This is a genomic window from Sporichthya polymorpha DSM 43042 (genome assembly GCF_000384115.1).
Classification (GTDB): Bacteria; Actinomycetota; Actinomycetes; order Sporichthyales; family Sporichthyaceae; genus Sporichthya; species Sporichthya polymorpha.
Window position 1 is genome coordinate 222,687 of sequence record NZ_KB913029.1, and the last position, 6,548, is coordinate 229,234.

Annotated in this window: 10 protein-coding genes; all 10 read right to left on the reverse strand. The window is 71.0% G+C overall.

Annotated elements, in window-relative coordinates; translation table 11 throughout:
• On the reverse strand, positions 1-291 hold a 291-nt coding region (locus tag SPOPO_RS34635), incomplete at its 3' end, for a hypothetical protein (protein ID WP_028984414.1).
• A complete protein-coding gene (locus SPOPO_RS26805) occupies positions 288-782 on the reverse strand; it encodes a pilus assembly protein TadG-related protein (protein ID WP_019872953.1) in 495 nt (164 codons plus the stop codon). The genes SPOPO_RS26805 and SPOPO_RS34635, both read right to left, overlap by 4 nt.
• Positions 782-1,222 (reverse strand): TadE/TadG family type IV pilus assembly protein, encoded by a 441-nt coding sequence (locus SPOPO_RS26810; protein WP_019872954.1) that lies wholly within the window; start codon positions 1,220-1,222, stop codon positions 782-784. Before SPOPO_RS26810 ends, SPOPO_RS26805 begins: the two co-directional genes overlap by 1 nt.
• The gene (locus SPOPO_RS26815; RefSeq protein ID WP_033385322.1) at positions 1,219-1,575 is read right to left on the reverse strand and encodes a TadE/TadG family type IV pilus assembly protein; all 357 of its coding nucleotides are present in this window, start codon (positions 1,573-1,575) and stop codon (positions 1,219-1,221) included. The genes SPOPO_RS26810 and SPOPO_RS26815 overlap by 4 nt, the downstream gene beginning before the upstream one ends.
• A gap of 71 nt (positions 1,576-1,646) precedes the next feature.
• A complete protein-coding gene (locus SPOPO_RS33410; RefSeq protein ID WP_019872956.1) occupies positions 1,647-1,841 on the reverse strand; it encodes a hypothetical protein in 195 nt (64 codons plus the stop codon).
• A gap of 87 nt (positions 1,842-1,928) precedes the next feature.
• Positions 1,929-2,861 (reverse strand): type II secretion system F family protein, encoded by a 933-nt coding sequence (locus SPOPO_RS0101180; protein ID WP_019872957.1) that lies wholly within the window; start codon positions 2,859-2,861, stop codon positions 1,929-1,931.
• Positions 2,858-3,715, reverse strand: coding sequence for a type II secretion system F family protein (locus SPOPO_RS0101185; RefSeq protein WP_019872958.1), 858 nt, complete (start codon positions 3,713-3,715; stop codon positions 2,858-2,860). Before SPOPO_RS0101185 ends, SPOPO_RS0101180 begins: the two co-directional genes overlap by 4 nt.
• A gap of 47 nt (positions 3,716-3,762) precedes the next feature.
• The gene (locus SPOPO_RS0101190) at positions 3,763-5,130 is read right to left on the reverse strand and encodes an ATPase, T2SS/T4P/T4SS family (protein WP_028984416.1); all 1,368 of its coding nucleotides are present in this window, start codon (positions 5,128-5,130) and stop codon (positions 3,763-3,765) included.
• Positions 5,127-6,008 carry a hypothetical protein gene (locus tag SPOPO_RS26820; protein WP_019872960.1) on the reverse strand — a complete coding sequence of 294 codons (882 nt, stop codon included), beginning with the start codon at positions 6,006-6,008 and terminating at the stop codon, positions 5,127-5,129. The genes SPOPO_RS0101190 and SPOPO_RS26820 overlap by 4 nt, the downstream gene beginning before the upstream one ends.
• Positions 6,005-6,548: SAF domain-containing protein (locus SPOPO_RS32145; RefSeq protein WP_156870312.1), on the reverse strand; the 544-nt coding region annotated here is incomplete at its 5' end. The genes SPOPO_RS26820 and SPOPO_RS32145, both read right to left, overlap by 4 nt.

Genomic DNA, 6,548 nt, shown 5'->3' on the forward strand with positions numbered 1-6,548 from the left:
CGCCCGGCGCACGGCGGCGAACGTTTCGACGACGACGGCGAGCATGAGTTGCAACCAGGCGACCCAGACGACGGCGGCGAGCATCCCGATGACCGCGGCGTCGGTCAGGCGCCCGTTGATCACGGCCTGATCCGGCATCGGGTTCCCGACCGCCAGCAGCAGAGCGGTCGGAGGAGCGAGGACGAGCGCGAGCAGGAGGCCGGCGGCGGCGAGTCCGCGTGCGATCGGGGCGCGGTCAGCGGGGCCACCGGTCGCGACATGTCGCGTACTCGTCGGGCGGGGTCGGTTCATCGGGAGTCCTTGCCTGCTGCGATGGGCTTCAGGTCTTCTTCGTGGTCGATGCCGGTGACCCCGCGGGCCGATGCGGTCGCACTGGCGCTGAGGGTGTCGATGCCGAACGCGGAGAGGATCGCGGTCGTGCGGGTGACCGTGACGCTGACCGTCACGGTCTGGCCGACGACGGTTGCGCTACCGCTGTGCCCGGTCGTGGCGAGATACCGCTCGGCCGCCGCGCGGGCCGCGGTGGGGTTCAGCCGCAGCGGACCACCCCGTTGCGCGTCGTCGCGGGCGAGGGCGTCAGCGCCGGCCCGGGCGGCCTGTTCCGCCGTTGCCGTGGCGTCCTGGTGGGCGGCCAGCGCGTATCCACCGTCGATGACCAAACCGGCCATGGCGAGCAACGCGGCCGTGATCACGACGACGAACGGGGTGATGCTGCCCTCGTCCGAGCGGTCGCTTCGAATGCGACCAAATCGGTCCGCGAGTCGGTCCGCGAGCGAGCTCATCACAGCCCCCGATAAGCATCGATGGGAACACTGACCGTGGCAGTGAACGTGCGCGCGCCGGGGAACCCGGCCAGGCCGAGCCGGGCCAGAGCCGCGGTGCACCGCACGGTCGCGGTAACCAGGCCGCCGGGGCGCAGTTGCGTGGTGTCGATGTCGACGTCCAGGGTTCGGCAAGACCCTCCATCGAGGTGTGCGCGTGCGGCCTGCTCTCCCGCTTCTTGGGCGGCGAGCGGTGCACGGAGCAAGGAGGCCGTCCGTGCCGCGTCCGCAGCCGCTGCGTCGACTTCGCCGCTGGCGTGGGCGATGCGGCCGAGCCCGACGACGAACAGCAGGAGGACGAGAAGGAGCGGGGTCAGGATGACGAGTTCGACTGCGATCGAGCCCTCGTCCGAATCACGTTCAACGTGAACGACGGAGGTGTCGCCGGTCCGGGGCGTCACCGCGCGGCTCCGTCCGGCACGAACCGTTCGACCGGGCCGCGGACCCGCTCGCTCACCGGGAAGGAGAACAGTCCGAGAATCGAGGTCGCGTTTCCTGTGACAGTGACCGTGACCTCCTCCTCCGTCCGGGCGATGTCGACGTTCGGATCACGCAGGATGGTCGGGCCGAGTCGGTCGAGGCTGGTGGTGGCGCGGTCCCGGGCCGCTTGGTCCGTGCCGCCGTAGGCGCGGGCGGCTTCGGCGCCGTCGCGGGCCGCAGCCTGCGCCACGTGCTGGGCGTGCGCCCAGATCCCGAACTGCAGGATCGCGAGCACGATCAGCAGAAGCGCGGGCATGGTGATGACCAGCTCGATGCTGCTCGTTCCGGCATCATCCCGAACTGTCGCGCTGCGACCGCCCGGTCGCCTCTGCGGGCCGCTACGGGTTACTCGGTTTGCAGACCCTTGGCCTTGGTCGTGAGTTTGGTGACGATGATGGCGACGATCGCGACCGCCGCGAGCGCCAATGCGGCGGTGATCACGACGTACTGGACGATGTCGCCGCGATCGTCGGCGATGTCGCGTTGCTGACGTTCCCTCAGAATCGTCCACCAGGCGGTCAGGAACTGCAGTTCGGGCATTGTGTGCTCCTTCAATCGGTTCGGACTGCGTCGGGCGGGACTGGGGGTGAGCGGCATGTGGGTCGCGAGTGGGTTGGGTCATGGCGGTCACAGCGCCAGTACCGCGGCGAGCGCGGGGTAGGCGACAAGGATCAGGAAGCCGAAGGCCAGCAGCACCTGAGCGATCCGCATGGCCTGGTCGGCCTGCGCCGCTTGCCCTTCGGCGTCGGTGAGTGCGCGGCGGCGCAATGTGGCGGCCCGGGCGGTGAGGGTGTCGCGCACGCGCGCGCCGTGATCGCCGACAAGAGCGAGGGCACCCGCGAGCTCACGGAGCTCGGCGACCCCGATCCGGTCCCCCAGTTCGCCAAGCCCCCGCCACGGACCGGTCCCGGATAGGCGGGCGGTGGCGAGAGCGTCGGCGATCATCCGGAACGCCCAGCCGTCGGACAGGGCCGCCGCCTCCGGCAGGGCCTGGGGGGCGCCGCGTCCGCCGGCCAAGCTCATCGCGACGAGGTCGAGATAGCACGACAGTGCGCGGCGGAACTCGCGGCGACGCACCTCGGCCGCGCGGCGCAGCGCGACCCGCGGTAGCCAAGCGAATCCGGCACCGAGCGCTGGTGTCCCGATGACCAGGACCGTGGCCGGCAGGCCGAACCCGACCGGTGCGAGGACGAGCGCCAGAGCGGGCAGGAAACAGAAGCCCGCGAGCCCGGTCAGCACCATGCGGCCGATGAGGAGCTCCTCGGCGATGCCGGTCACGGCCAGGTCGGCGTCGCGTTGTCCGGCCGGGCCGTGGGGGGTACGGCCCGGCCGGACGAGGTGGCCCAACCGTGCTCGGGTCATGAGCCCGAGCTGGGCCTGCCGGGACAAGTGCCCGGTGTCATCACGCGCGGGGGCGGTGCGCGCGGCCGCGGGGGCGGTGCGTGCGGCGTCGAGGCGTCCGACCGCGACGAGCAGGCCCAGACGCTGTGGAACCAGCAGGGCGATCAGCGCAGTGAGGGCTGCGCCCAGTCCAGCGAAGACGACGATGGCGGCGGTCATCGGTATGCCCCTTCGGCCGGGAGCGGCCCGGTGAGCAGGCGCTGCGGTCGCTCGGTGTCGCCAAGCGACCGGAGCCATCCGAACGCGGCGGCGAAGATTGCGGCGACCAGGAGCAGCACGAGCTGGCCGGCCATGCTGTCGTAGGGGTCGAGGTAGGCCGAGTCGAGGGCGATCAGCGCGGCGACGAATCCCACGGTGACGCCGACGATGATGCGGACCCCGGTGCGCAGGGCGCGGCGGCCGGCCTCGACTCGACGGCGCAGGTCGAGTTCGTCGCGGGCGGAGTTCGCCAGCGCTTCCAAGGTCGCGCGCAGTCCCGGTCCTCGCAGGCGGGCGTTGAGGATGAGGGCGGCGACGATGAGGTCAGCGGACGGGTCGTCGAGGTCGTCGGCGAAGTGGTGGAGCGCGAGCGGCAATGATTCGCGAGACTGCAGTCGTTCGACCAGTCGATCCACCGCGGGGCGGATCGGTGTGGCGGTTGCCCGAGCGGTGGCGGGAATCGCCTCCTCCAGCCCAACCGCACCGGCGATCGTGTCCTTGAGCCCCTCGGTCCAACCGGCGAGCGCTTCGAGGCGACCGATCGCTGCCTCCCCGGCGTTGCCTCCGACCACGAGCCGGGGCCAAACCCAGACCAGAACGGCGAGGCCTGCGGCGGCGACCGGCCAGCGAGTCAGTACCGCGACCGTGAGCCCGACACCGACCGCTGCCACGGCCCGCGGCGTCAGTCTCGCCCGGACGGCGCGCACGTCGGGTTGGCCAGACCCGACCGGGCCGCGGCAGGCGAGGATCAACATCCACACCGCGCCGCCGAGGCCTGCGAATACGGCGATGGCGGCCAAGGTGTCCGGCTGCATGGGCTCCCCTCCCTTGCCGACGGCTGATGAGCAATCAGATATGCGAGTCAGGTATACGGACGTGTGTCGGGCGTGTAGTCGGGCTCGTAGCCGGCCGCGATGAGGTCGGCCAGAGCGTCGATGGGGACGCCGTGGTTGCGCACCGCCCGTCCGTCGGACCCGGGGGTGTAGATCTCGCTGGCCTGCACCCGCTGGTCGTAGCCGTTGATCTCCAGGACGGAGGAGACGAGGCGACGCAGCCCAGCTGTCCCGTCCTCAACGGTCGGGGTCCGGGTCTTGCGGCAGAACACGACGAAGTCCAAGGCTCCGGTGCCGCCTTCGCCGCCGGCGATGAGTTGGTGGGTCGCGTCGATGTCGAGGCGTTCCTCAGCTTGTCGGGCGTAGGTGGCGATCCGGTCGAATACCCCGCGCGGGGTACGGGCATGAATGGTGGACAAAGACCCGTCATTGCCCTGGCTCATGGCGTTGAGCATCGTGACGACCTCGGGACCCAGAACCTCCCCGACGATCACCCGGTCGGGGTTCATCCGCAACGTACGGCGCACGAGCTGCGCCATGCCGACCCCTCCGACGCCTTCGCTGTTCGCGGGGGCGGCTTCGAGTTCGACGACGTCCGGGTGCAGGTCGGGATGGGCACGCAGCCCGAGTTCGAGGCTGTTCTCCACCGTGCAGATGCGTTCGCTCGGGTCGATCTCGTTAGCCAGGGCGCGGAGCAGAGTGGTCTTACCGGCGTCGGTCTCACCGGCGATCATGACGTTGCGACGTGCTCGCACGACGGCCGACAGGAATTCAGCAAGCTCAGCAGTCAGGGTGCCGTTGCCGACCAGGTCGGACAGGAACACCTTCGGATAGCGGTGCCGGCGCAGTGACACCGCCGGGCGCGCGGTGACCCGCCGGACGGCCGAGAGTCGAGTCCCGTCCGGCAGGCGCAGATCGAGTTCCGGGTTGGCGTCGTCGAAGGCGCGGGCGGACAGCCCGGCGTAGGCGGCGAGGAGTTGCACCTGCTCGACCAGCTCCGCGTCGTTGGCCGCCACGGCCCCGACCCGCGCGCGCCGGCCGTCGGCGTAAGAGACGAACACCTCGTCGCAGCCGTTGATGTCGACGTTCTCGATGAGAGGGTCATCGAGCAGCACCTGGAGGCGACCCGCGCCAAAGAGCCGCGCGAACACAGCTTCGGCGAGCGCGAACTCGTCCTCCGCCGAAGGCGGCTGCTCCCCGGCCGCCATGGTGCGCGACACTTCGTCAGCTACCACGGTGGCGATCACTGCTCGAGCCTGTTGCCGTTCGTCCTCGCCGGCGGGCAGCGGCCGCCCTGCTTCGCGGGCAGCTCGGCGGCTGACGGAGAGATGCTCGGCGACCTCACCCTGCAGGCGCCGCACCACGGAATGGTCGAGGGCGAATCCCGTAGCCGTCATCGCGAACGCACCAGGTCCGCGAGACGACGGCGAGGAACACTCCCCGCCACCGCCACCATTGCCGCCACCGTCGCGGGCTCGCCCTGCCCCCACTGATCGCCCGTCAGCTCAGTCAGCCCAGTGACCAGCGAACGCGCGCTACGCAGGAGCAGACTCCGTTCCAGGCGCGGTCCTGAGTGACCGTGATGGAGTTCCTCCAGCGCCCTGGCATCTCGCGCGAGGTAGCCGATGACCGTGGCCGGGATCTGGGCCTGCGCCAGCACCGCGCGCATCGAGGACACCGCTTCGGCACCGTGGCGGTCGTCGACGATGAGGACGACGGCGACCCGGCGGGGTGCCCGCTCGTTCTCGGGCACCGTCTCGGGCAGAACGTCGAGCAGGTGCCGCAGTCGGTCGCGAAGTCGCAGCACACCCACAGCGTCGCCGCGGGTGACCCCGACCAGGACGTCTGCGGCGGCAGCGACCGAGTGGGCGGGGCTACCGGGATGGAGGCGACCAAGGTCCGCGATCACGTCCCCCCGGCCCGGGCTGGTCAGGGCGACGGCGATCGCGGGCCACAGGTCGCCGATGCCGGCGCCCTGTTCGGGCGTCGTGAGGCCGGTGAGGACCGCGATGTTCGGCCAGCCATCAACAGCGCAGGCATGGTCGTCGAGGTCCGGAGTCGCGGTGCGCCGGACCGCACCAGCCAGTGCGAGCAAGCCCGAGTCCGCCGGCAGCCGGGGACGTCCGCCCGCATCCGTGAGCCGGAGGGCGAGGTCGCCACCGGCGGGGTCGCATTCGGCGATCGTGACCGCGCGGGGCCAGGTTGCGGCAAGAGCGAGTGCGAGCGTGGTGACCCCGGGACTGCCCTTGTCGGAGAACATCGCGATGACGGTCACGAGGCGGCCGTCCGGCTCGGAGCTGGAGCCGAATCCGTTGCCGGTGCGCCCGAAGTGACCTTCACCAGACCGATCCGCCCCACCGCGCTCTGAGCGAGCACCTGGTTCGCCATGTTTAGCGGAACCACCAGCGTCACGAGCGTGTCTGCGCCGCTGCTCGGATCCGCGCGCAGACCGAACACCTGAGCGGTCGTCAGCGCCCGCGCCGTGAGCGAGGTGTCGCCCTCGGCTCCGACGGCGGAAGGAATCATCACGGCCAGGACCTGATCGCCCACGGCGAGCCCGTCGGCCGGGAACTGACCCGGAGCCAACGACAGGCCGATCATGGCTTGGTCGGGCGCGGGGACCGTTGCCGTCGTCAGCATGTCCCGGTTGAGCAACTGCCCAGGGACCAGCCCGACGGCTGTGCTCTGGCCGAGGACGCTAGCCAGGTCGCTGGCGCGGATGGCGCGCACGTCGCCCGCGACGGACGTCGTCCGTACGTCCTCGGAGGTGATGGCGTGGCCCGCGGGCACTGACCCCGCGGCTACCAGGACCTCG

What these genes read in the sequence shown, in the direction of transcription:
- SPOPO_RS26805 (WP_019872953.1), bottom strand. Translation starts at nt 782, where the DNA reads ATGAGCTCGCTCGCGGACCGACTCGCGGACCGATTTGGTCGCATTCGA.
- SPOPO_RS33410 (WP_019872956.1), bottom strand. Translation starts at nt 1,841, where the DNA reads ATGCCCGAACTGCAGTTCCTGACCGCCTGGTGGACGATTCTGAGGGAA.
- SPOPO_RS0101180 (WP_019872957.1), bottom strand. Translation starts at nt 2,861, where the DNA reads ATGACCGCCGCCATCGTCGTCTTCGCTGGACTGGGCGCAGCCCTCACT.
- SPOPO_RS0101185 (WP_019872958.1), bottom strand. Translation starts at nt 3,715, where the DNA reads ATGCAGCCGGACACCTTGGCCGCCATCGCCGTATTCGCAGGCCTCGGC.
- SPOPO_RS0101190 (WP_028984416.1), bottom strand. Translation starts at nt 5,130, where the DNA reads ATGACGGCTACGGGATTCGCCCTCGACCATTCCGTGGTGCGGCGCCTG.